The organism is Leifsonia sp. CL147 (genome assembly GCF_900114565.1).
Classification (GTDB): Bacteria; Actinomycetota; Actinomycetes; order Actinomycetales; family Microbacteriaceae; genus Leifsonia.
This window is the reverse complement of sequence record NZ_FOTM01000011.1, coordinates 12,471-37,070: the sequence shown is the minus strand read 5'-3', so window position 1 is coordinate 37,070 and position 24,600 is coordinate 12,471. Positions and strand designations below refer to the sequence as shown.

The window sequence follows — 24,600 nt, the reverse complement described above, 5'->3', positions numbered from 1 at the left end:
AGATTTCGGCTGAAGGCGATCATCGCGGACTGCGAGTCGGCGCTTCGCCAGCAGGTCCTGCTGAGTCAGCGATCTGTCGGTTGACCGGCCGGGAGGTGTTTGCTGCTGTTTGGAACATTTGCGGTTGTTCGCCGGACCGCATACGTTCCGTGGACCCGCAGAGGCGGCACCCGGTCAGCTTTCCAGCTCGTGGAGGAGCAACCACGGTGACTCTCGACCTACGTCGGCACTTCGCGAGCTGCACATCCCATCGATGGGGCGGAACACGCCGCCTCGCGCGACAGCTGACGGCGTGTTGCGACCCATGGATGCGATGAAGGTCATTCGTGACGAATGTCGCATGAGCGGCGCGAGAAGGCGACATTCGTGACGAATCGGGAACCGCGGCCGCGCTGAGGCGGCGGCCGACGTAGACTCCCGCCATGGTCACTCACACCGTCGTGAACCAGGCCCCTCCGCGTGTGGACGTGGATGAGTTCGCCGCGAACCTTCCGCTGCGCGAGGGCGTGGAACGGTACGACGCCGGCTGGGCCGCGGCCTCGCTGGATGAGGTCGGGCGGCTGGTGGGGTCGGCGGGGTTCCAGCGGGATGCGGAGCTCGCGAACCTCCACGAGCCGCAGCTGCGCGCGTTCGACCGGTGGGGCAACCGGATCGACGAGGTGGAGTACGACGACGGGTATCACCGCGTCCTCGCGGCGGCGGTCGCGGCCGGCGCGCACACCTCCGCCTGGGCGGAGCCGCGGCCCGGCGCGAATGTCGCGCGCGCTGCGACCTTCATGCTGTTCGCGCAGGTCGAGCCCGGGCACGCCTGCCCGGTGTCGATGACGCAGGCGGCGGTCCCGGCGCTCGCCGCGGCCGATGCGCTCGCCGCCGAGTGGATGCCGCGCCTCCTCAGTCGCGAATACGACGGCCGCCTCATCGCCGGCAAGACCTCCGCGCTGTTCGGCATGGCCATGACCGAGAAGCAGGGCGGGTCCGATGTGCGCGCCAACACCACCCGCGCGCTCGCCGACGGGGAGGGCCGCTGGCTCCTCACCGGGCACAAGTGGTTCTGCTCGGCGCCGATGTCGGACGCCTTCCTGGTCCTCGCACAGACGGCCGGCGGGCTCTCCTGCTTCCTCGTGCCGCGGGTGCTGGAGGACGGCGAGCGCAACGTGTTCCTGCTCCAGCGGCTGAAGGACAAGCTCGGCAACCGCTCCAACGCGTCCGGCGAGGTCGAATTCGACGAGACGGTCGGCTACCTGCTGGGGGAGGAGGGGCGGGGCGTGCGGACCATCCTCGAGATGGTGAACCGCACGCGCCTCGACTGCGTCTACGGGAGCGCGGCGGGGATGCGGCAGGCCGTCGCGGAGGCCGCCTGGCACGTCCGGCACCGGTCGGCCTTCGGTTCCCGCCTGATCGATCAGCCCGCAATGACGGCCGTGCTGGCGGACCTCTCGCTCGAGTCGGAATCGGCGACGGAGGTGGCCCTGCGGCTGGCACGGGCGCACGACGAGGACGCGCCGGCAGCCGATGTGGCGTTCCGCCGGCTCGCGACGGCGGTGACGAAGTACTGGGTCTGCAAGCGAGGGCCAGGGCACGCCGCCGAGGCCCTGGAGTGCCTCGGCGGGAACGGCTACACCGAGGCGTTCCCGCTGGCCCGGCGCTATCGGGAGCAGCCGGTGATGGCGATCTGGGAGGGCTCCGGCAACGTCATCGCCCTGGATGTGCTGCGCGCGCTCCGGCGCGAGCCGGGGGCCTGGGAGGCGTTCGACGCGGAGCTGGCCGCCGCGCGCGGCGTGTACCGGACCTTCGACGGGCATCACGATCGCCTGCGGGCGCGCGTGGCCGCGGTCTCGGCGTCCGAGGACGCGGCCGAAGCATCCATCCGCCCGCTGGTCGCCTCCCTCGCGCTGGCCCTGCAGGCGTCGCTGCTGATCCGCCACGCCTCGGAGCCGGTCGCCGACGCGTTCGTCGCCGCTCGCCTCGGTCCCGAACGGGGCTCCGTGTACGGGGAGCTGCCCTCCGGGCTCGCCGTCGCAGCCCTCGCCGCCCGCGCCTGACCCGGCCACGCCGCCGACGCGCGCTCGACTCCAGAGGAGGACCGCGACCGCGTCAGGCGTCGACCGGGACGGCGCCGATCGCGCGGGAGAACTCGGCCACGGCCTTCCGGTTGTACGCGTGGTAGTCGAAGTGGCTGTCCGGGACCTCGCCGCGCAGGAATGCACGCATCCCGGCGGCCACGCCCTCGACCGTCTGCGGGACGACCATCCCGGTTCCGGCGGGCAGCGCGTTCTTCGCGGAGGCGAACTCGACGGTGACGATCGGCAGCTGCAGCACGAGCGCCTCCAGCAGCACCATCGGCTGCCCTTCGTAGTCGCTGGAGAGCACGAAGCAGTCGGCCTTGGCCATGATCGCGTACGGGTTGCGCTGCATCCCGGTCAGGAAGACCGAGCCGGTCAGTCCCAGCTCGGCGACCAGCGACTCCAGTGCGCCGGCGAGCGGACCAGATCCGACGACGACCAGCCGCGTCCGCGGATTCGCCGCATGCACTTCCGAGAACGCCCGGATGAGGCGCGCCTGGTTCTTCTCCGGCGACAGCCGCCCCACGGTGACGAACGTGGTCACGTCGTCATCGGCGAGCAGGAGCTCCGCCCAGTCCGGGATGCTGCCGAGCTCCTCGTCGAAGGTGAGCTCATGCAGATCGGCCGTGGAGTTCTCCAGGATGTGCTCGGCGTCCACCGTGTTCAGCGCCGACACGAACTTCGAGGGCGCTGCGTACGCGGCCAGCGCCGCCCGGTTGATCTCCGACAGCGTCGGTGAGACGGACACGAGGTGGTCGTACTGCCCGTACAGGGTGAAGATCTGCGTCAGGCTGTGCAGCATCCGCTTCTGCCCGTTGACCTCGCGGTGCGCGTCGGACGCCAGGTCGTTGTGCAGCCAGATCGCGCGCTGAGCGTCGGGGGAGTGGAGGAGCAGCGCCGCCCAGAACGGCCCGTAGCCGGAGAAGTCGACCACGTAGTCGAAGCGGCTCTCGCCGAAGCAGCGGTACCACTCGTCCTCCCACAGCCGGTTCTGCGCGGGGGATTCGGCGTGCAGAGCGATCCGCCCGCGGCGGAAGTCGAGGTGCCGCCCGAGGTGCAGCAGCTTGGCGCCGTTCATCCCGCCGACGCGAGGGAACTGACGGACGGCGGGATGGATCTGCCGCTGCTTCCCGATGACGACCTGCGACCGGCTCTGGGCGAAGAGCGCCGAGACGTCGTAGCGCTCGTGGTCGAGGTTGTTGAGGAGGTTGAGGGCGGAGGTCGTGATGCCGTTCGGGCGCATCCCCCCGAGGTACAGCAGGATCTTCTCCCGGCCGTCGTCGGCGAGGTCCGTCCGGAGCCGGTAGCCGTCGCGCACGCCGCGGAAGACGATGTCGACGACGCGGCGGGAGGCGGCGCCGTCCTCGTACGGCGTGAAGCGCCGCTGCAGGCCGAGGTAGCGTTCGCGCGACTCGGCGGGGATCCGGTCCCCGTCCTCCGCGATCGCGTGCAGCGTGTCGCCGACCTCGCGCGCGGACGGCAGGACCGGACCCGGCCACTCCTCCGGCTCGAAGTAGAGCCCGCGCGTCCCCGCGTAGTCGGCGAGGTCGGGCGTGAAGAAGACGATGGGCCTGCCGGTCTGCAGGAAGTCGAAGAAGATGCTCGAGTAGTCCGAGATCAGGATGTCGGTGGCGCCGAGCACGAGATTGCTCGGGATCTCGTTGGGCACGAGCAACCGCTTCAGCTCCGGCCGGTGCGCGGCGAGCGCGTGCACGGTCTGGTGGGTCTTGAGCAGCACCGCGTAGCGGCTGGTGTCGATGCGCTCTTCGATCTGGGCGATGTGGGCGAGCAGCGCATCCACGTCGTCGTCCGGGCGCCCGAAGGTGTCGCCCTTCCAGGTGGGCGCGTACAGGATGACCTTCCGGTCGCCGAGCGGGATGCCCGCGGAGCTGAGCCGCCGGCGCACCGCTTCGCGGCCGGCGTCGTCGAGGAACTGCCGGTCGATGCGCGGGTAGCCCTCCTCGACCAGCGTGCCGCGGTAGACGCCGGACAGCTTGTAGCCGGTCTCGTACATCTGCTCGGACATGAACGGGTTCGCCGAGAGGAGGTAGTCGGCCTGGACGAAGTTGCGGAGGATGTTCGCGGTGCCGAGCGCACCATCCTCGATGTCGTAGCCCATGCGCTTCAGCGGCGTTCCGTGCCAGGTGTTCAGGTAGACCTGCCCGGGGCGCTTGGAGAAGTCGGGCGGGAAGGTCGCGTTGTTGACCAGGTACTGGCTGGTGGCGAGCGCCCGGTAGTAGGCGGACGAACCGTAGCGGACGAAGCTGACGCGCGGGTCGCCGGCGAACTCCTCGACCGTGGCACGGTACAGGCGGAGGTCGGACAGCGCCCAGATGTGGGTGAGGTGACCGAGGTCGGGGGAGGCGAGCACCTCGCGGAAGAGCGCCTCCGGGTTGTCGAGCATCCCGTTGCCCGAGAAGGACTCGTAGAACACGGCCCCCTGCACGATGGGCCGGCGCCGCCAGTGCGCGTGGATCTCGAAGCGTGCCGCGCGCTTGACCCGAGAAGGGAGTCGCTTCAGTCGGGAGAGTCTCATCGCCCCTCAGTTTATGAGAGGGGGATAACAGAGTGCTGGGAGCGGACCGTGCCGCGCGGCTCAGCTCTCCGTGTCGAAGCCGAGGCTGAGCTTGCGCAGCAGACCCGCCAGGCGCTCCGCGTCGCCGGACGAGAGGCCCTCGAGGAGCTCGGCCTCCGCATCCACGAGCCGGGTGATCGCCGCATCCACCCGGGTGAGGCCCTGCGCGGTCATCTGCACCAGGATGCCGCGGCCGTCATTGGGGTCGGTGCGGCGCTCGACCAGGCCGCGGGCGACGAGGCGGTCGATCCGGTTCGTCATCGTTCCGGAGGAGACGAGGGTCTGCTGCAGGAGCGACTTCGGGCTCAGCTGGTAGGGCGCGCCGGCGCGGCGCAGAGCGGCGAGCACGTCGAACTCCCACGATTCGAGGTCCGAGCGCTCGAAGGCTCCGCGGCGGGCGCGATCGAGGTGACGGGAGAGGCGGTCCACCCGCGAGAGCACCTGCAGGGGCGCGAAGTCGAGGTCCGGGCGCTCCCGCAGCCACGCATCCACGATGCGGTCAACCTCATCGCGTGCGTCGGCCATCCCCCCATGCTATTGGGGTGGCACCCGGGATGGGTCTGGCAGACTGTCAGGTGCGCGAAAAGCGCGTTCCGCCTTGGTGTAATGGCAGCACGACAGCCTTTGGAGCTGTTAGGTCCAGGTTCGAGTCCTGGAGGCGGAGCGTCCGACAGTCCGATCCCCTGGAGGGACATGACCGACCAGAATCTCGCCATCGTCGTCCTCGCGGCGGGGCAGGGCACGCGGATGAAGTCCGCCACGCCGAAGCTGCTGCATCCGCTCGGCGGCATCCCGATCGTCTCCCACGTGCTGGCGACCGCCCGCGAGCTGGATGCGGCCCACGTGGTCGCGGTCGTCCGGCACGAGCGCGACCGGCTCGCCGAGGTGATCGCGGAAGACCTCCCCGAGGCGGTGATCGTCGACCAGGACGAGGTCCCGGGCACCGGTCGCGCCGTCGAGCTGGCGGTCGAGGCGCTTCCCGAGGGCTTCTCGGGCGATGTGCTCGTGGTGAACGGCGACGTCCCGCTGCTCGACGCCGGGACGCTGCGCGAGCTGATCGGCCGGCACCGTTCGGGCGAGGCCGCTGCCACCATCCTGTCGTCGTTCCCGGCCGACGCCAGCGGGTACGGCCGGATCGTCCGCACACCGGAGGGCCACCTCGACCGGATCGTGGAGCACAAGGATGCGACCGACGCCGAGCGCGGGATCGGCGAGATCAACGCCGGCATCTACCTCTTCGGGCTGGCCGCGCTCCGCGACAAGCTCGCGCTGGTCTCCACCGACAACGCGCAGGGCGAGAAGTACCTGACCGACGTCATCGGGCTGCTCCGCGAGGCCGGATTCGACGTGGATGCGCTCCCCGTCGCCGAGTCGTGGCTGGTCGAGGGCATCAACGACCGGGCGCAGCTGAGCGACGCCGCGGCGAAGCTCAACGCGCTCCTGGTCCGCACCTGGCAGCTCGCCGGCGTGACCGTGCAGGACCCGGCGACGACCTGGATCGACGTCAAGGCGAAGCTCGCACCCGACGTCACCATCCTCCCCGGCACGCAGCTCCGCGGGGCGACCGTCGTGGAGACGGGCGCCACGGTCGGGCCCGACACCACGCTGACCGACACGGAGGTCGGCGAGGGCGCCACGGTGACCCGGACGGATGCGACCCTCGCGGTCATCGGCGCGGGCGCGACGGTCGGACCGTTCGCGTACCTCCGTCCCGGCACCGTCCTCGGCGCTCACGGGAAGATCGGCACCTTCGTCGAGACCAAGAACGCCGTCATCGGCGAGGGCACCAAGCTCGCGCACTTCAACTACGTCGGCGACGCCGAGGTGGGCGAGAAGGGCAACCTCGGCGCAGGCGTCATCACGGCCAACTACGACGGGGTGAACAAGCACCGCACGGTGATCGGCTCCAACGTCCGCATCAGCACGAACACCGTGCTGGTCGCGCCCGTTAGGATGGGGGACGGAGCGTACACGGGAGCAGGCACGGTCGTCCGCAAGGACGTCCCGGCCGGTGCCCTCGCCATCACGGTCGCCCCGCAGCGCAACATCGAAGGCTGGGTCGCCCAGAAGCGACCGGGCACGGACGCCGACAGGGCTGCACGAGAGAGCAGCGCTCCGGACGGCAGTGCGGCCGAGAAGAGTGGAGAGTAAGTGTCAGGGATCACCACGACCGGCCAGAAGCGACTCGTCCTCATCTCCGGCCGCGCGCATCCCCAGCTCGCGCATGAGATCGCAGAAAGCCTCGGAAGCGAGCTGATCCCCACCGACGCACGGACCTTCGCCAACGGCGAGATCTACGCGCGTTTCGACGAGAGCGTCCGCGGGTCGGATGCGTTCGTCATCCAGTCGCACACGTCGCCCATCAACGAGTGGCTCATGGAGCAGCTCATCATGGTGGATGCGCTCAAGCGCGCCTCGGCGAAGCGCATCACCGTCGTGGCCCCGTTCTACCCGTACGCGCGTCAGGACAAGAAGGGCCGCGGCCGCGAGCCGATCTCGGCCCGCCTCGTCGCCGACCTGTTCAAGGCGGCCGGGGCCGACCGGATCATGTCGGTCGACCTGCACGCCGCGCAGATCCAGGGCTTCTTCGACGGACCGGTCGACCACCTGTTCGCCATGCCGGTTCTCCTCGAGCACATGCGCCGCGAGCTCGACCCGGCGACGCTGACCGTCGTCTCGCCCGACATGGGCCGCGTCCGCGTCGCCGACATCTGGAGCGACAAGCTCGGAGTCCCGCTCGCGATCATCCACAAGCGCCGCGACCCGCTCGTCCCCAACCAGGTGTCGGTGCACGAGATCGTCGGAGACGTGAACGGCCGCGTCTGCCTCCTGGTCGACGACCTGATCGACACCGGACGGACCATCGTGAAGGCCGCAGAGGCGCTCAAGGCGAACGGCGCCACGGGCGTCGTCGTCGCCGCGACCCACGCCGTGTTCAGCGACCCGGCGGTGGAGCTGCTGCAGAGCGACGTCATCGACTCCGTCGTGGTGACGGACACCCTCCCGCTTCCCGAGCACAAGCGCTGGGACAAGCTGACGGTGCTGCCGATCGCGCCGCTCCTGGCGAACGCGATCCGCGAGGTCTTCACCGACGGCTCGGTGACCTCCATGTTCGACGGCGCCGCGTAGGCGCGCTCCCTCCCTCACCTCCCTCCCTCCGCGCGAAAAGGGAGGACATCCGGCCGCAGCCGGCCCAGATGTCCTCCCTTTCCTGCGTCTCGCCGGCGCGCCGGCCGCATCCGCCTCCCTTTCCCACATCTCGCCGGCCGCATCCGCCTCCGCCTCCCTTTCCCGTATCTCGCCTGCCGCATCCGCCTCCCTTTTCTGTATCTGACAGGCTTGCCGGCCGCCTCCCTTTCCCACATCTCGCAGGCCGCCTCCGCCTCCCTTTCCCAGCTCCCCGTGCGTGGAAAAGGGAGGAGATTCCTCCGGTCGGCCCGGCAATTCGGACGAACCGGAGGACATCCCGGGTCGAAACAGGGCCGGACGTCCTCCCTTTTCAGCGTCTGTGGGCCGAGGCGGTCAAAGCTCCTCCGTTGCCTGCGCGGATCCCGGAGTGGCGACCCGGTTCGCCGAAGTGCTCGACGTTGCACCCGACACGCCGTGTCGAACTGCAACGTCGAGCACCTCGGCGGCGAGAGGCGCGCGAGACGGAGGCGCACGAGACGAAGGTGGCGGCGGCGGGAGGCGCGCGAGACGGAGGCGCACGAGACGAAGGCGGCGGAGGCGGGAGGCGCGCGAGACGGAGGCGCACGAGACGAAGGCGGAGGCGGCGGCGGTGGGCGGCGGCGGCGGTGGGTCGGCGGCGGCGGTGGGTCGGCGGCCGCGGCGGCAGGCGCCGTGAGCGGGCGGCTACGGGAGGTGGTGCGGCGTCGAGGGGATGAGGCCGAGCGGGGCGACCCAGGTCGCGTCGCCCTCCGTGTTCAGCGCGTAGCACTGCCAGCCCGGTCCGACCGGACCCGCCAGCTCGAACCGCGCCGACGAGCCGAGGGCGTCCGGCTGGTACTGCCGGGTGTAGACGGAGCAGGTGTAGCCGGCCGTCTGGGTCTGGATGCTGATCGTCAGCAGGACGCCGGGCAGCAGCAGCGCGCCCAGCGCGACGACGACGAAGACCCGGCTGGCGACCGTCATCGTCCGCCCGCGCAGCGGTCGCTCTCCGAGCGGCTCGTACTCGGCGAGTTCCGGATGGTCCTCGTACGTCACCACCCCATCCTCTCGCGCCCCCGCCGTCGAGTACACAAAAACTGCACGCGAATCAGCGGATTCGCGTGCAGTCTTTGTGTACTCGACGGTGGGGCTCGGCGGGGACGGGAGGGAGGGCTAGTGCGAGGAGCCCTCGGTCGCGATCTCGGTGCGGTCGCCCGACCAGAGGGTGTGGAAGACGCCGTCCTTGTCGACGCGCTTGTAGGTGTGGGCGCCGAAGAAGTCGCGCTGGCCCTGCACGAGCGCGGCCGGGAGGCGGGTCGAGGCCAGCGAGTCGTAGTACGACAGGGCGGCGCCGAATCCGGGGACCGGGACACCGGACAGCGCGGCCGTGGCGACGATGCGGCGCCAGGCCGCCTCGCCCTCGCGCACGGCGTCGGCGAAGTACGGGGCCTCGAGCAGCGTCGAGATGTCCGGGTTCTCGTCGTAGGCGTCGGCGATCCGGTTCAGGAACTGGGCGCGGATGATGCAGCCGCCGCGCCAGATCTTCGCGATCTCGTCCTTGTGGATGTCCCAGCCGTACTTCTCGGCGCCGGCGATGATGGCGTCGAAGCCCTGCGCGTAGGCGACGACCTTGGAGGCGTAGAGCGCCTTGGACACGTCGTCGGCGAACGCGGCCACATCGGACGCCTTCTGTACCTCGGGACGCGACTGGAGGGTCGCCTGCACCGCGGCGCGCTGAGCGGGCTTCGAGGACACGGCCCGGGCGAACACGGCCTCGGCGATGCCTCCGACGGGGACGCCGAGATCGAGCGCGTTCTGAACGGTCCAGACGCCGGTGCCCTTCGAGCCGGCCTGGTCGAGGACGATGTCGATGAACGGCTTGCCGGTCTCGGCGTCCACCTGGCGCAGCACCTCGGCGGTGATCTCGATCAGGTACGACTCGAGGTAGCCGTTGTTCCACTCGGCGAAGACGTCCGCGATCTGCGAAGGCTCCAGGCCGCCGACCGTGCGCAGCAGGTCGTACGCTTCGGCGATCAGCTGCATGTCGGCGTACTCGATGCCGTTGTGGATCATCTTGACGAAGTGGCCGGCGCCGTCGGTGCCGACGTGGGTCACGCACGGCTCGCCCTCGGCGACCGCGGCGATCGACGCGAGGATCGGGCCGAGCGTCTCGTACGACTCCGCCGATCCGCCCGGCATGATCGAGGGGCCGTTCAGGGCGCCCTCCTCGCCGCCGGAGATGCCGGCGCCGACGAAGTGGATGCCGGTCGGCGCGATCCGCTTCTCCCGGTCGATGGTGTCGTGGAAGTTGGCGTTGCCGCCGTCCACGATGATGTCACCCGGCTCGAACCGCTCGACCAGCTGGTCGATCACGGCGTCCGTGCCCTTCCCGGCCTGCACCATGATGATCGCGGTGCGGGGCTTGGACAGCGAGGCGACGAAGTCGTCGATCTGCTCGGAGCCGACGAAGCCGGCCTCCGGGTGCTCCTTCAGCAGGTCCTCGGTGCGGGCGTAGGTGCGGTTGTACACGGCGACGGTGTTGCCCTCGCGGGAGGCGAGGTTGCGGGCCAGGTTCGATCCCATCACCGCCAAGCCGACGACTCCGATGTTGGCGGTTGCTTCCTGTGACACGTCATGCTCCTTCGTGGGGCCGCGGCAGGCAGAGGCCGTCCGCCGCGACGGGTAGGGTCCGGGGTCAGCTCTCCCGCTGGTGGCAAGAATCGAGCAGTCCTCCCAGCGTAGCGTGGCGCCGGTGCTGCTCCGTCCCCGGGCGTAACGATCGCGCCTCCGGCGTACCACCCGCTGGCCTGCCGCGGCAGCGAGGGCGCCGATCATCCCAGCCGGAACGTCGCCCGCGGGATGTCGTCCACGAAGCGCTTCGCCACGGCGAGCGCTTCCTCCTCGCTCAGCTGGTGCGTCGCGACGAGATTCGCCAGGTAGCCGGCGTCGACCCGGCGGGACATGTCGTGGCGGGCCGGGATGGAGCAGAAGGCGCGGGTGTCGTCGATGAAGCCGCTGGTCTTGGTGAAGCCGGCGCTGTCGGTGACGGCCTCGCGGTAGCGCCGGATGGCCGAAGGAGTGTCGAGGAACCACCACGGCGCGCCCGCGTACACCGAGGGGTAGAAGCCGGCGAGCGGAGCGATCTCGCGCGAGAAGACGGTCTCGTCGACGGTGAACAGCACGAGCCGGAAGGCGGGGTTCGTGCCGAAATCGCGCAGGATGGGCGTGAGCGGTTCGGTGAACGCTCCGACCGCCGGCAGGTCGTGGCCGGTGTCGGGCCCGTACGCGTCGAAGGTGGGCCGGTGGTGGTTGCGGATCACACCGGGATGCAGCTGCATCACGAGGCCGTCGGAGGCGGACATCTCGGCCAGCCGGTAGAGCAGGTCGCGCCGGTAGGCGACGGCCTCTGCCGCCGTCAGCGAACCGGAGAGTGCGGCCCGGTGGATGCGCTCGGCCTCGGCCGGCGCGAGGGGCTCGCTCCCGGCATCCCGCACTCCGGTGTCCGTCGCGGTCCCGCCCGCTTCGGCGAAGGCCCGGCGGCGAGCCCGGAGCGCCTCGAGGAGGCCGGCGTGCGAGCGGGTGTCGACGTCCGCGCGGGCCGCCAGCCGTTCCAGGCGGTCGGCCCAGCCCGGCTCGTCGGGGTGCATGTAGCGGTCGGCGCGGAACGTCGGGAGCACACGTCCGCGGAAGGACGGATCGGCGGCCAGCCGGGCGTGCGCCTCCAGGTCGTCCGCGGGGTCGTCGGTGGTGGCGAGCACCTCGATGCCGAACCGCCCGAACAGGGCGCGCGGGCGGAACTCCGGGCGGGCGAGGGTCTCGGCGAGCTGGTCGTACAGGGCGTCCGCATTCCGGGCGGACGGCTGCTCGGCGAGCCCGAACACCTCGCTGAACTCCGACTCGAACCAGAACCGGACGGGCGTGCCGAGGAACGCATCCCAGTGCTCGCAGAGCGTGCGCCAGACGGCCCGCCCGGAGACGGGGGAGGGGACGCCGTGGCGGGACACGCCGAGCTGGTCCAGCGGGACGCCGACGGCGTGCAGCATGCGGGTGACGTAGTGGTCGGGCGTGATGAGGAGCGCCGCCGGATCCGGGAACGGCTCGTCGTCCGCCAGCAGGCGCGCATCCACGTGACCGTGGGGCGACAGGATGGGCGCGGTCGCGACGGCCGAGTAGAGCCGGCGGGCGAGCTCCCGCACACCGGGATCGGCGGGGAGGAGGCGGTCGGGATGCGGCGCGAGCGCGGTCATCGGGCTTCTGGCTCCGTTCGGTCGGCCGGGGAGGACGGCGAGATCGGCGAGGTCGGGGAGGACGGCGAGGTCGGGGAGGCCGCCGACGGCAACGGGGAGGCCGCCGTCGGCAACAGGGAGGCCGCCGTCGGCAACGGGGAGGCCGCCCGCCCCCCGGCCGGCGCCGGCCCCGTGGAGTCGCGGACCGTCAGGTGGGTCGGCAGCGTCGTGCCGCTGCGCACGAGCGGCGCGTGCCCCCCATCCAGCCGCGAGAGCAGGATACTGACGGCCGTCCGTCCCGCCTGCTCGATCGGCGCCGTCAGGGTGGTCAGCGGCGGGTTGCAGAAGTCGGCGCCGAAGATGTCGTCGCAGCCGACGATGCTGACGTCCTCCGGCACGCGGACTCCGCGTTCCCGGAATCGCCCGAGCATCCCGATCGCCAGCAGGTCGTTGAACGCGACGCACGCCGTCACTCCCGCGTTGAGGACCGCGTCGGCGGCAGCGGCGCCCGCGTACTTGCGCGGTGCGAACGGGCCGATCCGCCGGGCGGAGACGCCGTGCTCGCCGGAGGCGCGGAGGAAGGCGCGCCAGCGCCGCTCGTTCGACCAGGAGGTCTCCGGTCCCGCGACGTACGCGATGTCCCGGTGACCGAGGGACACCAGGTGCCCGACGGCCTGCTCGACGCCGTTCGGCGTGTCGATGAAGACGCTGGCGACGCCCCGGGTCTGCCGGTTGATGGCGACCAGCGGCATCTCCTGGGCGAGCGCCGTCAGCCGGCGATCCGTGAGCCGGGACGCGGCCAGGATGGCGCCGTCGAACGAGCGGCGGAGCTTGTGCAGCATCCCGTCCTCGAGCTCGTCGGACTCCTCGGTGTCCACGAGCAGCTGCGTGTAGCCGGCCGCCTTGAGCTGGTGCTGCGTGCCCCGGATGATGCCGAAGTAGAACGGGTTGGTCACATCGGAGACGAGCACGGCGATGGCGCGGGTGCGCCCGCTGGTCAGCGCGCGTGCCTGCGAGTTGGGGACGTACTCGAGCTCCCTCGCCGCCTTCTCGATGCGGGCACGCGTCGCAGCGTTCACCCGGCCGGGATCGGAGAGGGCACGCGACACCGTCGAGGTGGCGACCCCGCTGGCCGCTGCCACATCCGCGAGGGTCGCCGGCCGCTTCGCTGCGGCGCCGCTGAGGGAGCTCATGAGGCCATCACAGCACAGCATGGCAATTTTTGGCAATCGCTTGCACCCGGTTTGCCGTCTCTTCTAGAGTCGGCCCCAGCCTCCCCTGGACAGGTGGGGCGCACGCCACATCCCGACTCGAAGGAGAGCCACGATGAGATCACGACTCGCACTCGGTGCGGTCGCGGGGCTGGCAGCCCTCGGCCTCGCCCTGACCGGATGCTCCGGCGCAGGCAGCAGCAGCAGCACGAGCTCCGGAGGAGCGGTCGACGGCAAGGGGAAGACGCTCGACGTCATGATCGCCGCCAACGCCCTCTATCCGACCCAGCAGCAGAAATGGTTCCAGGACGTCTCGGCGCAGTTCCAGAAGAAGACGGGAGCCACGGTCAAGTTCGAGACCTTCGCCTCGGCGAACGACGAGCTCACCAAGATCCAGACCTCGGTGCTCAGCGGCCAGGGCCCGGACATCTACGACCTGGGCACGACGTTCACCCCGACCGCGTACTCCACCGGCGCATTCGTGAAGCTGACGGACGACGACTGGAAGAAGCTCGGCGGCCGCGACCGGTTCGTCCCGGCGACGCTCGGCATCTCGGGCCCGGACCAGAAGGACGAGGTGGGCATCCCGTTCCTCAGCCGGCCGTTCGTGATGGCATACAACAAGGACCTGCTGGCGGCCGCGGGCATCGACAAGCCCGCCACCACCTGGGATGGCCTGCTCGCGCAGGCGAAGAAGCTCACCACCGGCGGTGTCCACGGCATGGCGATCGCCTACGCCGACGGGTACGACCCGTGGAAGTTCATCTGGACCATGGCGATGCAGCAGGGCAACACCATCCTGGATGCGAAGTCCAAGAAGGCGACCATCGACGACGCGGCCGTGAAGAAGGCCTACCAGACCTACTTCGGCTGGCTCACCTCCGACAAGGTGGTCGACCCGGCCGCGATCGGCTGGAAGAACGCGCAGGCCGTCGCCGCCTTCGCGCAGGGCAAGGCCGCGTTCCTGCCGATGGTGTCCTCGTCCTCGCAGGTGAGCCTGGACGCCTCTCCGATGGCGGGCAAGTACGCCTATGCGGTGATGCCGACCGTCCCGCCGGGCGCCACCAAGCTCCCGAGCGACGGCAAGGCAGCGGCCACCATCATCTCCGGCGACAACATGGTCGTCGCCAAGTACTCGAAGAACCAGGACCTCGCCTTCGCGCTGATCAACATGCTCACCAGCGAGGACAACCAGGTGGCCTACACCAAGACCTTCGGCGACCTCCCGACCAACGCGGCGGCGGCCAAGAAGATCGAAGAGGGCAACCAGCTCCTCACCCCGATCCTCGACGCCGGGACGAAGGCGTACGGAACGCCGTTCACCGGCGCCTGGGGCGACACGCAGCTGGCCCTGGTGAACGTGGTGGTGCAGTCCATCCCCGGGCTCTCCAGTGGAGGCGTGTCGGCCTCCGACCTCGAGGCCAAGCTGAAGACCGCTCAGGATGCCGCCCAAGCGGCACTGAACAAGTCCAAGTGACGAGCTGGCGATGACCGAGACGACTCTCGCTGCGCCGCGGGGCGCCGCAGCGGCGGGCGGACCGGGGGCGCAGGACGCGCCCTCGGGCCGCCCGGGCCGGCCCGCCCGGCGCCGGAGACTGGACACCCGCAACCGACCGCTCTGGATGCTGCTGCCCGGCGGCATCCTCATGGTCGTCATCATCCTGGTCCCCCTGGTCGTGGCGGTCGTCATGTCGACGCTCGACCTCGACCAGTACACCCTGCAGAGCTGGCTGCAGGCGCCGTTCATCGCCTTCGGCAACTACGTGGAAGCGGTCACCTCGTCCCCGCTGCTGCGCTCGATCGGGATCAGCGTCTCGTTCGCCGCGATCGCCTCGGTCATCACCCTGCCGGTGGGGGTCGCGGCGGCACTGGCCACCCAGAACCGCTTCCGCGGCCGGGCGCTGGTGCGCTCGCTGTTCCTCATCCCGTACGTGCTCCCGGCCTTCGTCGTCGGGACGCTGTGGCGCACGATGCTGCAGCCGGGCGGCGTGGTGGACGGGATGCTCGGCGGCCTGGGCGTCAATCCCGGCCTCTGGCTGAACGGGCCGCTCAGCTACTGGACGCTGATCATCGTGCAGATCTGGACGTCCTGGCCGTTCTTCTACCTGCTGGTCGTCGCCGGCCTGCAGTCCGTCGACCCTGAGGTCCACGAGGCGTGCGCCATCGACGGCGCGACCTGGTGGATCAAGCTGCGGTACGTCGTCCTGCCGTACCTGCGCGGGCCGATCCTGCTCGCGCTGATCATCGCGTTCCTGCACAACATCAACGCGTTCACTCTGCCGTTCGTGCTGTTCGGCATCCCGGCGCCGCAGGATGTGGATGTGCTGCCGGTGCTCACCTACACCACCAGTTTCCAGAGCTTCCGGTTCGGGCTGAGCGCCGCCATGGCGATCTGCTCGCTGGTGCTCATCGCGATCCCGCTGTTCGTGTACCTGCGGGCCGTGAAGCTCGACTCCGGAGAGGAGGAGCAGCGATGACCGCCACGACCTCGCGCACCGCCACGCGCCGCCCGGCCGCCCGGACCTCCGGCACCCGCCCGGTCAGCTCCGACGTGCACCGCCTGCTCCCGCGCCCGCTGCTGGTCGTGGTGATCGCCGTCCTGCTGGTGATCGTGCTCGGGCCGGTGCTCTACATGCTGTTCGCGTCGGTGAACTCGGATGTCTCGGTCGCGGGCGGCGCGTTCTTCCCTGCCGAACTGCACCTGGACAACTACCTGAAGGTCTGGACGACGGTCGACCTCGGCACGGGGCTCGCGAACAGCGTGCTCATCTCCGGCTCGGTCGCGATCGTCTGCGCCTTCGTGGCGCTCGCCACGGCGTACGTGCTGGTGCGGCACGAGTTCCGCGGCCGGCTGACCTTCCTGCGTGCGCTGCTCGGGCTGCAGTCCATCCCCGGCACGCTGATGCTGCTGCCCGTCTTCGTGCTGTTCTCGTCGACGGCGAGCCTGCTCGGCATCCAGATCATCGGCACGCGCTGGGCGGTGTTCCTCACCTACCTGACGTTCGCGCTGCCGTTCTCGACCTGGGTGATGGTGACGTACCTGCGCGGGCTGCCGAAGGCGCTGGAGGAGGCGGCCCGCATCGACGGCGCGTCCTCGTGGCGCATCCTCACCCGGATCATCATGCCGCTGTCGTGGCCGGGGATCGTCGTCTCGGGGATCTTCGCGTTCCTGCTGGGCTGGAACGACGTGCTCTTCGCGTCGGTGCTCACGAACCCCGACTCGCGGACGGCGGCGGTCGCCCTGCAGGTGTTCGGAGCGACGCAGGAGGGAGGCGCCGTCCCGCTCTACGGGCAGATGATGGCCGCATCCCTCATCTGTGCGCTGCCGGTGGTGGTGCTGTACCTCGTCTTCCAGCGGTATCTGGTGGGCGGCCTGACCAGCGGAGGAGTGAAATGACGTCGAGTGGAGGAGTTCGGTGACGACCGTGACGGGAACGGAAGCAGAGACGATGACGACGACGTGGACGCTGTCGGGGTTCGGCGACGAGATCGACCCGGACCCGGCGGTGCAGGCCGCGGTGCTGCAGTCCCTCGGAGCCGGCTGCATCGAGGTGCGGAGCGCCTGGGGCGTGAACATCGTGGACCTGGATGAGGACCAGCTGGATGCGCTCGCCGCCGTCTTCGAGGAGCGCGGGATGGCCGTCTCGGCCATCGCCTCGCCGGTCGGCAAGGTGGATGTGAGCCTCCCGGTCGACCACGAGGTGGAGCGGCTGGGCCGGGCGATCCGTGCGGCCGAGCGCCTGGGCACGCGCTACATCCGGCTGTTCTCCTTCTTCCGCGGCGAGGGGGTGGCCGTGGAGGACATCCGCGACGACGTGATGGTCCGGATGCGGGCCCTGGCCGATGCGGCCGAGCTCGCCGGCGTGGTGCTCCTGCACGAGAACGAGAAGGACATCTACGGCGACACTCCCGGGCGCTGCCTCGACATCGTGGAGACGGTCGGCTCGCCGGCGCTGCGGCTGGCCTGGGACAGCGCGAACTTCGTCCAGGTCGGCGTCGCGCATCCCTTCGACGACGGCTACGCGCTGCTGCGGCCGCACCTGGAGTACCTGCAGGTGAAGGATGCCCGGAGCGCGACCGGAGAGGTGACGCCGGCGGGGGAGGGCGACGGCCAGGTGCTCGAGACCCTCACCGCGCTGCGCGACGACGGCTACACCGGCTTCGCCTCGCTGGAGCCCCACCTCACGGATGTGAACGCCCTCGGCGGGTTCTCGGGCCCGGCGGCCTTCGGGGTCGCCGCCCGCGCGTTCCGCCGGCTAACCGACCGGATCGGAGTCGAACTCGCATGACCGATAATTCAGGTACGACCGCCACCCCGGGTACGACCGACACCCCGGGTACGACCGGCCCGCTGGGCGTCGCCATCGTCGGCTGCGGCATCATCGGACTGAACCACGCCCGCGCGATCCTGCGTCATCCCGGCCTCGCCATCGTGGCCCTGGTGGATGCGGTGCCCGCGGCCGCCCAGTCGCTCGCCGACACGATCGTGGCGGACGGCGGCGGGCCGCGGCCGCGCGTCTCGGCCGAGCTCTCCGACGCGCTCGCGGCGGGCGGCATCGACCTCGTCGTGATCTGCACGCCGAGCGGCCTGCACGTGGCACTCGCCGAGACGGCGCTCGCCGCCGGCACCCACGTGGTGATCGAGAAGCCGCTCGACGTGTCCCTTCCCCGCGCCCGCGAGATCCTCCGGCTCTCGCAGCGCGCCGAGCAGGACGGCCGTGTCGTCTCGGTGATCAGCCAGCACCGGTTCGATCCGGCGTCGCAGGTGGTGGCGCGCGCCGCGCACTCGGGCGAGCTCGGCCGGCTGACCAGCGCAGTGGCCTCCGTCGCCTGGTGGCGGAGCCAGGAGTACTACGACTCGGGGGAGTGGCGCGGCACCTGGAAGCTCGACGGCGGCGGCGCCGTCATGAACCAGGGCGTCCACACCGTCGACCTGCTGGTCTGGTTCCTCGGCCGGCCGGTCGAGGTGGATGCGCGCACGGCGCTGCTCGCGCACGAACGGGTCGAGGTGGAGGATGTCGCGGTCGCGACGGTCCGCTTCGCGTCCGGTGCGCTCGCCGTCGTGCATGCGACGACGGCCGCCTACCCGGGACTGTCGGTGCGGCTCCAGGTCCACGGAGACCGCGGGTCGGCCATCATCGACGACGATCAGCTCGAGTACTTCGGCACGGCGGAGGCTCCCGGCAACCGGGCCGCGGACCTCGTCCCGGCCGCCGAGCTGCGCGGCGGCGACCGCGGGCCGGACTACTTCGTGGAGGGGCACCTGCGCCAGTACGAGGACGTCGTCGCGGCGATCCGCAATGGTCGTGCTCCGGGCGTGACCGTGGCGGACGCGTTCCTGTCGCTCGCCGTCGTCCGGGCCGTGTATCTCTCTGCGACGCTCGGGAGGCCCATCCAGCTCGACGACGTGCTCGACGGCTCGCTCGACGACGTCATCGTGACGACGGGGGTGACCGCGTGAAGTTCTCGGTCTTCACCGCATCCACTCCGGAGTGGTCGCCCGAGGAGGCGGCGCGCATCCTCGCCGCTCAGGGCTGGGACGGCATCGAATGGCGGATCACCGACCAGCAGCAGGCGCAGACGCCGGGATTCTGGGCGGGCAACCGCGCCACCTGGCCGCTGACCGGCCTCGAGGACGCCCTCCCCGAGATCGCCCGCATCACGCGGGAGTCGGGACTGGAGTTCTCGGGACTCGGCGGGTACGCCCGCTGCGACGACCATGACGGCGTCGACCGGATGCTCGCCGCGACGGCGGAGCTCGGCGCGCGTCAGGTGCGGGTCACGATGCCGCGCTCCGACACGGGCGACTATCCGGAGCTCTTCGCCGGCGCCCGCCGCGACCTCGAGCGCGCGGCCGCTCGCGCCCAGGAGCTCGGGGTGAAGGCGCTGGTCGAGCTCCACCACGAGACGATCACGCCCTCCGCCTCGGCCGCCCGGCGTCTGCTGGAGGGGCTCGATCCGCGGCACGTGGGCGTCATCCACGATCTCGGCAACCTCGTCATCGAGGGTCAGGAGCGGACGCTCTCCGCCCTCCAGCTGCTCGGTCCCTACCTTGCGCACGTCCATGTCAAGAACGTCGCGTGGGTCGCCGGCGAGCCGGAGGAGGACGGCACGGTGCGCTGGCGGTCCGAGTGGGCGCCGCTGCGCACCGGGACCGGGGATGTGGAGGCGTACTTCCGAGCGCTGCACGAGTTCGGCTACGACGGCTGGGTGACCTGCGAGGACTTCTCGACCGCGCTGCCGCTGGAGCAGCGGACGGCGGACGACCTCGCGTACCTGCGGGCGGTGGCGGAGCGGACGAGCGCCGAGCAGCGGACGGGTGCCGAGCCGCGGACGGGCGCCGAGCGCGCGCGGGCGGTGGCATCGTGAGCGGTCCGCCCCGGCGGCACCGGCATCCCGTCCGCGTCGCCCATCTCGGGCTCGGCGCGTTCCACCGCTCCCACCAGGCCTGGTACACCCAGGCGGCGAACGACGCGGGCGGCGGGTGGGGGATCGCCGCGTTCACGGGCCGCAGCCCCGAGGCCGCCCGCGTGCTGGCCGCTCAGGATGCGGTGTACACGCTGGTCGAACGCGGCCCGGCCGCGGATGCCTTCACTCCCGTCGACGCGCTCAGCCGGGTCCACGACGGGGCCGATGCGGACGCCTGGCGCGGCACGCTGGCCGACCCGGAGGTGGCCGTGCTGACCCTGACGATCACCGAGGCCGGCTATCGGCCCGGATCCGCCGCGCCGGCACGCATCCTCGACGGTCTCCGCGCTCGTTCCGCAGCGGGAGCCGGAGCGCTCGCGGTCGTGAGCTGCGACAACCTGCCGCACAACGGCCGGGTCCTCCGGGATGCCGTCCTCGCGCTCGCGGATCCCGGTTCGGACCTCGCCGCGTGGGTCGAGGAGAACGTGTCGTTCGTCTCCACGATGGTGGACCGCATCACGCCGGCCACGACCGACGCGGACCGCCTGGCCGTCCGGCAGTCCGTCGGCTGGGACGATGCCGCACCGGTCGTGACCGAGCCGTTCACCGAGTGGGTGCTGGCCGGGAGGTTCCCTGCCGGACGGCCCGCGTGGGAGGCGGGCGGCGCCCGGTTCGTCGACGACGTCGAGCCGTTCGAGCGCCGCAAGCTCTGGCTGCTCAACGCCGGGCACTCGCTGCTGGCCTACCACGGCCTCCTGCGCGGCCTTCCGACGGTTGCCGCTGCTCTGGCCGACGCGGCGGTCCGCGACGAGCTCGAACGGCTCTGGGCGGAGCAGCGCACGGAGCTGCCCTTCGACGCCCCGGCCGTGGATGCGGCGCTCGCCGCCCTGCGCGCCCGCTTCGCGAACGCGCGCATCGAGCACCGCCTGGCGCAGGTCGCCGCCGACGGTTCGCAGAAGCTCGGCCCGCGCATCCTGGATCCTCTGCGCTCGCGGCTCGCCGCGGGGCGGGGCCCGGGAGAGGCGCAGCTCGGCGTCCTGGCCGCGTGGGCGGCCCACCTGACGACGCCGGAGCGGCGCGATCCCGCGGCGGATGCGCTCGCCGAGCGGCTACGCGACGCCCGGGATGCCGCCGAGCGCGCATCCCTCGTCCTCAGCGCGCTCGCTCCCGATCCGTCCGATCCCCTCCGTGCCGCCGGACTCGTCGACCCGCTGGCGCGCCGGATCGCGGCGCTCTCCGCCACACCTTCCTCGTCACACCGTCACCTCGCCTCAGGAGCCACCGCATGAGAATCACCGCCGCCGACGTCCTCGTATCGAGCCCCGGACGCAACTTCGTCACCCTCCGCATCACGACGGAGGACGGCATGGTCGGCCTCGGCGACGCCACGCTGAACGGGCGTGAGCTCGCGGTCGCCGCCTACCTCAGCGAGCACGTCGTCCCGCTGCTCCTCGGCCGGGACGCGCACCTGATCGAGGACACCTGGCAGTACCTGTACCGCGGCGCCTACTGGCGCCGCGGACCCGTCACCATGGCCTCCATCGCGGCCGTCGACACCGCGCTCTGGGACATCAAGGCGAAGGTCGCCGGGCTCCCGCTCTACCAGCTCCTCGGCGGGCGCAGCCGGCGCGGCTGCCTGACCTACGGTCACGCCTCCGGGGCGGAGCTGCCGGAGCTGTTCGACTCCATCCGCTATCACCAGGAGCAGGGCTACCGCGCCATCCGCATCCAGACCGGCGTGCCCGGGCTCTCGTCCGTGTACGGCGTCGCCTCGTCGGCGAACGCCACGGCCGGGGCGGGCGGCGTGACGACGCGGTACGACCACGAGCCGGCACGGCGCAGTGCCGTCCCCGTCGAGGAGCAGTGGGACACGCGCGCGTACCTCCGCCACATCCCGGGCATCTTCGAGGCGGTGCGCAACGAGTTCGGGCCGGAGCTGCCGCTGCTGCACGACGCGCACCACCGGCTCACGCCCATCCAGGCGGCCAAGCTCGGCAAGTCGCTCGAGCCGTACGACCTGTTCTGGCTCGAGGACGTGACTCCGGCCGAGAACCAGGCCGTGCTGCGCCGCGTCCGCGAGCACACCACCACGCCGCTGGCGATCGGGGAGGTGTTCAACACCATCTGGGACTACCGGGAGCTGTTCGAGGAGCAGCTGATCGACTACGTCCGCAGCCCCGTCACCCACGCCGGAGGGATCACCGGCCTGCGACGCATCTTCGACTACGCCGCGGTGTACCAGATCAAGTCGGGCGTGCACGGGCCGACTGACGTGTCGCCGGTCGGCCTGGCCGCCGCGGTGCACCTCGGCGTCGCCATCCCGAACTTCGGCATCCAGGAGTACATGAAGCACAGCGCCTCGACCGACGACGTCTTCCAGCCCTCCTACCGCTTCGAGGACGGGCTGCTGATCCCGGGCGAGGATCCGGGACTCGGTGTCTCCTACGACCAAGTGCTGGCCGACTCGTTCCCGTACCAGGCGGCATACTTGCCGGTGAACCGTCTGCTCGACGGTTCCATGCACGACTGGTGATCGCCGGCGTGCCGGCACGGCGGCGGACAGGGCGGGACGGGTGATGGATGTGGCGGTGGAGCAGCCTGCGGAGTCGACGGGAGGACAGCGGGGAGCGCAGGCCCGGGAGCGGGCTGGCCAGCGGGCCGGGGCCGGCCGGGCCGCGTCCGGCGCAGGCCCGCGGATCGTGGTGATGGGCGTCTCCGGCTCGGGAAAGAGCACCGTGGGGCAGGCGCTGGCGAAGCGGCTCGGAGTGCCGTTCGTGGACGGCGACGGGCTGCATCCCGCGTCGAACGTCGCCAAGATGGCGTCCGGGATCCCGCTCACCGACGAGGATCGGACCCCCTGGCTCCGTGCCGTGGGAGAGGCCGTCGCCGGCACCGGCCCGGACGGTGTCGTCGTCGCCTGCTCGGCGCTCAAGCGCGCCTACCGCGATCTGATCCGCTCCGAGGCGCCGGGCGCCGTCTTCGCCGAGCTCGACGGGACGCGCGACGTGCTCTCCGCGCGGATGGCCGCGCGGCCCGGCCACTTCATGCCCGTCTCGCTGCTCGACTCCCAGCTGGCCACGCTCGAACCGCTGCAGGACGACGAGGCCGGCCTGCGCCTGGACGTGAGCCGCCCGCCCGAGGAGCTCGCCGCCGACATCGCGGCGGCCGTGCACGCGCCTTCCGCCTGACGCCGGCCTCAGTCGGCCGTCGCGGCGAGCGCCGCCGGCTACGGTACCGTCAGTCGGCCGTCGCGGCGAGCGCCGCCAGCTGGGCGGCGAACGCGGCAGCATCCACTCCCGTGAAGAACGCGGCGTCGGCCGCCTCGACATCCGCAGTCGCGCGCCGGGCCGCCGCCGCGCCCTCGGGTGTCGCTCTGAGCACCCGGGCGCGACCGTCGGTCGGATGCGGCAGCCGCTCCACCAGTCCCGCTCGTTCGAGGCTCCGCAGCACCTGCGACGTCATCATCGGGTCGGTCGAGGCGAAGCCGGCGAGGTCGATCTGGGTGACCACGCGCTCGGGCTCCCGGTCGGCCAGCCAGGTGAGGGAGGCCAGCAGCACGTACTGCACGTGCGTCAGCTCGTGCGGGGCGAGGGCCGCGCGCATCGCCGCCTGCCAGCGGTTCGTCACGCGCCAGAGCATCAGCCCGGGGCTCTGCGAGGCCGCGGGGAAGCGGCTTCCGAGTCCTTCCTCAGCCACGCGCGACTCCGGAGCGCTCCTCCGCTGCCGCCAGCAGTTCGTCCATCGCCTCGGGGAAGTCTCCGGCGATCTGAGGGCCGAGCTCCGGTCCGATCGCGTCGGCGCCCTGACCTTCGATCTCGAGGATGTGCGTCACGTCCGTCCCGCCGTCCCGGCGCGGGGCGAGGGTGTGGCGGAAGGTGAGCGCGAGGTCGCCGAAGACCGTGCGGTCGGCGTAAAGCCGTTCGGGCTCGAGTTCCACGATCTCCGAGGTCATCGAGTCCTGGCCTTGCGGCGTGACGGTGATGCTCGTCCCGACCGCGAACGGCCCGCGGAGCTCGAAGCGGTCGCTCGAGGGCCCGAGCGGGATGCCGCTGTGCAGGTCGCGGAGCGCCGACCAGACGGCGGAGGCGGGGGCGGCGGTACCGGAACGGTGCTGCGTGGTCCACATGATGTTCTCCCATCGGCCGAAAACTAATAAGCGCGCTTAGCATATCGCGATCAGGTAGACTCGTCAACTGAACTTCGGCGAGGGATGCGCTGGCCAACACTGGGGCATCCGTGATCGACGCGGTGGAGCAGGCTTCGCAGTCTTTCCTCGCGCACTTCGATGCGTTCGAGTCGAACAACACCACACTGCGGGCCTCGCGGCTCGCCCGACAGCCGGCCGATCGCCGGCGAGGAGACATCATGGCAGACGAGTCCAACAAGGTCGCAGCCGAGCTGCGCGAGAGCTTCGGCAAGGGCGCTGCGCGCAAGATCCGCGCAGCGGGCAAGATCCCGGCGGTCATCTACGGCCACGGCAGCGAGCCCCTCCACATCACGCTTCCCGCGCACCAGGTCGGCCTGCTGCTCCGCAAGGCGAACGCGGTCCTCGACCTGGACGTCGCCGGCAAGGGCCAGCTCGCGCTGGTCAAGGACGTGCAGAAGGACCCGGTGTCGCAGATCATCGAGCACCTCGACCTGATCCTCATCCGCAGCGGCGAGAAGGTCATCGTCGAGGTCCCGGTCCACGTCGAGGGCGAGCCGTTCTCCGGCAGCATCGCCGTGCTCGAGGTGAACACGATCCGCCTCGAGGCCGAGGCCACCCACATCCCGGAGCGCGTCGTCATCGACGTCACCGATGCTCCCGAGGGCACGCAGTACCACGCGAAGGACTTCGAACTCCCGGCCGGCTCGTCGCTGGCCGAGGACGAGGACCTCCTCATCCTCAACGTGCTCGTCCCGGCCGCGCTGCGCGGCGAGGGCGACGAGGCCGAGGCGGCCGCCGCCGCCGAGGCCGCGGAGTAACCGCC

At 71.1% G+C, this 24,600-nt stretch carries 21 protein-coding genes and 1 tRNA gene; 14 read left to right on the top strand and 8 right to left on the bottom strand.

Features of this window, described 5'->3' with window-relative positions; genetic code table 11:
* Positions 1 to 422: 422 nt before the first annotated feature.
* Positions 423 to 2,042 (top strand): acyl-CoA dehydrogenase family protein, encoded by a 1,620-nt coding sequence (locus BM287_RS10805; protein ID WP_090039322.1) that lies wholly within the window; start codon positions 423 to 425, stop codon positions 2,040 to 2,042.
* 52 nt (positions 2,043 to 2,094) lie between these two features.
* Here BM287_RS10805 and BM287_RS10800 read toward each other — a convergent pair whose 3' ends face one another.
* Together BM287_RS10800 and BM287_RS10795 are read right to left on the bottom strand one after the other, a co-directional pair.
* Positions 2,095 to 4,599, bottom strand: a complete 2,505-nt coding sequence (locus BM287_RS10800; RefSeq protein WP_090039320.1) for a glycosyltransferase — start codon at positions 4,597 to 4,599, stop codon at positions 2,095 to 2,097.
* Positions 4,600 to 4,659: 60 nt separating this feature from the next.
* A complete protein-coding gene (locus tag BM287_RS10795) occupies positions 4,660 to 5,163 on the bottom strand; it encodes a MarR family winged helix-turn-helix transcriptional regulator (protein ID WP_090039318.1) in 504 nt (167 codons plus the stop codon).
* 67 nt (positions 5,164 to 5,230) lie between these two features.
* On the opposite strand from BM287_RS10795, the gene BM287_RS10790 reads away from it, so the two are divergent.
* The 3 genes from BM287_RS10790 (at position 5,231) to BM287_RS10780 (ending at position 7,767) form a co-directional block, all read left to right on the top strand.
* Positions 5,231 to 5,302 (top strand) — tRNA-Gln (locus BM287_RS10790).
* Between the two features lie 29 nt (positions 5,303 to 5,331).
* Positions 5,332 to 6,789, top strand: a complete 1,458-nt coding sequence (gene glmU / locus BM287_RS10785; protein ID WP_090039316.1) for a bifunctional UDP-N-acetylglucosamine diphosphorylase/glucosamine-1-phosphate N-acetyltransferase GlmU — start codon at positions 5,332 to 5,334, stop codon at positions 6,787 to 6,789.
* Positions 6,790 to 7,767 (top strand): ribose-phosphate diphosphokinase, encoded by a 978-nt coding sequence (locus tag BM287_RS10780; RefSeq protein ID WP_090039314.1) that lies wholly within the window; start codon positions 6,790 to 6,792, stop codon positions 7,765 to 7,767.
* Between the two features lie 723 nt (positions 7,768 to 8,490).
* Here the strand turns inward: BM287_RS10780 and BM287_RS10775 are convergent.
* The 4 genes from BM287_RS10775 to BM287_RS10760 all read right to left on the bottom strand — a co-directional run bounded on the left by BM287_RS10775 (position 8,491) and on the right by BM287_RS10760 (position 13,204).
* Positions 8,491 to 8,841: a hypothetical protein gene (locus tag BM287_RS10775; RefSeq protein ID WP_090039494.1), complete on the bottom strand. Its 351-nt coding sequence runs from the start codon at positions 8,839 to 8,841 to the stop codon at positions 8,491 to 8,493.
* Between the two features lie 117 nt (positions 8,842 to 8,958).
* Positions 8,959 to 10,416, bottom strand: coding sequence for an NADP-dependent phosphogluconate dehydrogenase (gene gndA, locus BM287_RS10770; protein WP_090039312.1), 1,458 nt, complete (start codon positions 10,414 to 10,416; stop codon positions 8,959 to 8,961).
* 200 nt (positions 10,417 to 10,616) lie between these two features.
* Positions 10,617 to 12,032 carry a glucuronate isomerase gene (uxaC, locus tag BM287_RS10765; RefSeq protein ID WP_090039310.1) on the bottom strand — a complete coding sequence of 472 codons (1,416 nt, stop codon included), beginning with the start codon at positions 12,030 to 12,032 and terminating at the stop codon, positions 10,617 to 10,619.
* Positions 12,029 to 13,204, bottom strand: coding sequence for a LacI family DNA-binding transcriptional regulator (locus BM287_RS10760; protein ID WP_090039308.1), 1,176 nt, complete (start codon positions 13,202 to 13,204; stop codon positions 12,029 to 12,031). Before BM287_RS10760 ends, uxaC begins: the two co-directional genes overlap by 4 nt.
* 133 nt (positions 13,205 to 13,337) lie before the next feature.
* On the opposite strand from BM287_RS10760, the gene BM287_RS10755 reads away from it, so the two are divergent.
* The 9 genes from BM287_RS10755 to BM287_RS10715 are packed head-to-tail and all read left to right on the top strand — an operon-like array spanning position 13,338 to position 22,818.
* Positions 13,338 to 14,699, top strand: coding sequence for an ABC transporter substrate-binding protein (locus tag BM287_RS10755; RefSeq protein ID WP_090039306.1), 1,362 nt, complete (start codon positions 13,338 to 13,340; stop codon positions 14,697 to 14,699).
* Between the two features lie 10 nt (positions 14,700 to 14,709).
* On the top strand, positions 14,710 to 15,699 hold the full coding sequence (locus BM287_RS10750) for a carbohydrate ABC transporter permease (RefSeq protein WP_090039304.1): 990 nt from the start codon (positions 14,710 to 14,712) through the stop codon (positions 15,697 to 15,699).
* Positions 15,696 to 16,619 (top strand): carbohydrate ABC transporter permease, encoded by a 924-nt coding sequence (locus tag BM287_RS10745; protein WP_170857518.1) that lies wholly within the window; start codon positions 15,696 to 15,698, stop codon positions 16,617 to 16,619. Before BM287_RS10750 ends, BM287_RS10745 begins: the two co-directional genes overlap by 4 nt.
* Before the next feature lie 52 nt (positions 16,620 to 16,671).
* The gene (locus BM287_RS10740) at positions 16,672 to 17,511 is read left to right on the top strand and encodes a sugar phosphate isomerase/epimerase family protein (RefSeq protein ID WP_090039490.1); all 840 of its coding nucleotides are present in this window, start codon (positions 16,672 to 16,674) and stop codon (positions 17,509 to 17,511) included.
* The gene (locus tag BM287_RS10735; RefSeq protein ID WP_090039301.1) at positions 17,508 to 18,683 is read left to right on the top strand and encodes a Gfo/Idh/MocA family protein; all 1,176 of its coding nucleotides are present in this window, start codon (positions 17,508 to 17,510) and stop codon (positions 18,681 to 18,683) included. Before BM287_RS10740 ends, BM287_RS10735 begins: the two co-directional genes overlap by 4 nt.
* Positions 18,680 to 19,591, top strand: a complete 912-nt coding sequence (locus BM287_RS10730; protein WP_090039300.1) for a sugar phosphate isomerase/epimerase family protein — start codon at positions 18,680 to 18,682, stop codon at positions 19,589 to 19,591. The genes BM287_RS10735 and BM287_RS10730 overlap by 4 nt, the downstream gene beginning before the upstream one ends.
* A complete protein-coding gene (locus BM287_RS10725; protein WP_090039298.1) occupies positions 19,588 to 20,919 on the top strand; it encodes a mannitol dehydrogenase family protein in 1,332 nt (443 codons plus the stop codon). The genes BM287_RS10730 and BM287_RS10725 overlap by 4 nt, the downstream gene beginning before the upstream one ends.
* On the top strand, positions 20,916 to 22,163 hold the full coding sequence (gene manD, locus BM287_RS10720; RefSeq protein WP_090039296.1) for a D-mannonate dehydratase ManD: 1,248 nt from the start codon (positions 20,916 to 20,918) through the stop codon (positions 22,161 to 22,163). Before BM287_RS10725 ends, manD begins: the two co-directional genes overlap by 4 nt.
* Positions 22,164 to 22,218: 55 nt before the next feature.
* Positions 22,219 to 22,818 (top strand): gluconokinase, encoded by a 600-nt coding sequence (locus BM287_RS10715; protein ID WP_244528162.1) that lies wholly within the window; start codon positions 22,219 to 22,221, stop codon positions 22,816 to 22,818.
* A gap of 49 nt (positions 22,819 to 22,867) precedes the next feature.
* On the opposite strand, the gene BM287_RS10710 is transcribed toward BM287_RS10715, so the two are convergent.
* Positions 22,868 to 23,326, bottom strand: a complete 459-nt coding sequence (locus tag BM287_RS10710; RefSeq protein ID WP_090039293.1) for a MarR family winged helix-turn-helix transcriptional regulator — start codon at positions 23,324 to 23,326, stop codon at positions 22,868 to 22,870.
* Positions 23,319 to 23,756 (bottom strand): SRPBCC family protein, encoded by a 438-nt coding sequence (locus BM287_RS10705; RefSeq protein WP_090039288.1) that lies wholly within the window; start codon positions 23,754 to 23,756, stop codon positions 23,319 to 23,321. Before BM287_RS10705 ends, BM287_RS10710 begins: the two co-directional genes overlap by 8 nt.
* A gap of 239 nt (positions 23,757 to 23,995) precedes the next feature.
* Here BM287_RS10705 and BM287_RS10700 point away from each other — a divergent pair, with 239 nt between their 5' ends.
* A complete protein-coding gene (locus BM287_RS10700; protein ID WP_090039486.1) occupies positions 23,996 to 24,595 on the top strand; it encodes a 50S ribosomal protein L25/general stress protein Ctc in 600 nt (199 codons plus the stop codon).
* Positions 24,596 to 24,600: the final 5 nt, after the last annotated feature.

Bases quoted from the DNA above. Each gene is read 5' to 3' on its own strand.
- BM287_RS10800 (WP_090039320.1), bottom strand. From the start codon at position 4,599: ATGAGACTCTCCCGACTGAAGCGACTCCCTTCTCGGGTCAAGCGCGCG.
- BM287_RS10740 (WP_090039490.1), top strand. From the start codon at position 16,672: ATGACGACGACGTGGACGCTGTCGGGGTTCGGCGACGAGATCGACCCG.
- BM287_RS10750 (WP_090039304.1), top strand. From the start codon at position 14,710: ATGACCGAGACGACTCTCGCTGCGCCGCGGGGCGCCGCAGCGGCGGGC.
- BM287_RS10760 (WP_090039308.1), bottom strand. From the start codon at position 13,204: ATGAGCTCCCTCAGCGGCGCCGCAGCGAAGCGGCCGGCGACCCTCGCG.
- BM287_RS10755 (WP_090039306.1), top strand. From the start codon at position 13,338: ATGAGATCACGACTCGCACTCGGTGCGGTCGCGGGGCTGGCAGCCCTC.
- BM287_RS10795 (WP_090039318.1), bottom strand. From the start codon at position 5,163: ATGGCCGACGCACGCGATGAGGTTGACCGCATCGTGGATGCGTGGCTG.
- BM287_RS10745 (WP_170857518.1), top strand. From the start codon at position 15,696: ATGACCGCCACGACCTCGCGCACCGCCACGCGCCGCCCGGCCGCCCGG.
- glmU (WP_090039316.1), top strand. From the start codon at position 5,332: ATGACCGACCAGAATCTCGCCATCGTCGTCCTCGCGGCGGGGCAGGGC.
- BM287_RS10805 (WP_090039322.1), top strand. From the start codon at position 423: ATGGTCACTCACACCGTCGTGAACCAGGCCCCTCCGCGTGTGGACGTG.
- BM287_RS10735 (WP_090039301.1), top strand. From the start codon at position 17,508: ATGACCGATAATTCAGGTACGACCGCCACCCCGGGTACGACCGACACC.
- uxaC (WP_090039310.1), bottom strand. From the start codon at position 12,032: ATGACCGCGCTCGCGCCGCATCCCGACCGCCTCCTCCCCGCCGATCCC.
- manD (WP_090039296.1), top strand. From the start codon at position 20,916: ATGAGAATCACCGCCGCCGACGTCCTCGTATCGAGCCCCGGACGCAAC.
- BM287_RS10705 (WP_090039288.1), bottom strand. From the start codon at position 23,756: ATGTGGACCACGCAGCACCGTTCCGGTACCGCCGCCCCCGCCTCCGCC.
- BM287_RS10700 (WP_090039486.1), top strand. From the start codon at position 23,996: ATGGCAGACGAGTCCAACAAGGTCGCAGCCGAGCTGCGCGAGAGCTTC.